Genomic DNA, 202 nt, shown 5'->3' with positions numbered 1-202 from the left:
CCGTGCCCGAGAGGCCGAGCGAGGTCGCGATGAGGCGGTCCGCCTCCGCGCGCTCGACGCTCTTCTCGCCGGGCGCCTCGGCGCAGGACATGAGCTCGGAGATGGAGAGCCCGAGCGCGTCTGCGAGCGGCACGAGCAGTGGCACGCTGGGCAGGCTGAGCCCGCGCTCCCACTTTGAGACGGTCTTGTCGCTCACGTAGAG

At 71.3% G+C, this 202-nt stretch carries 1 protein-coding gene; it reads right to left on the bottom strand.

Translation table 11 applies throughout. The annotated features are described in order from the left end of the window. Positions 1-202, bottom strand: a 202-nt coding sequence (locus H6A23_RS11335) for a helix-turn-helix domain-containing protein (protein ID WP_204832271.1), incomplete at both ends; no start/stop codon positions are given.

Source organism: Olsenella uli (assembly GCF_016900775.1).
GTDB classification, from domain to species: Bacteria; Actinomycetota; Coriobacteriia; order Coriobacteriales; family Atopobiaceae; genus Thermophilibacter; species Thermophilibacter uli_A.
This window is presented reverse-complemented; position numbering and strand designations above follow the sequence as displayed.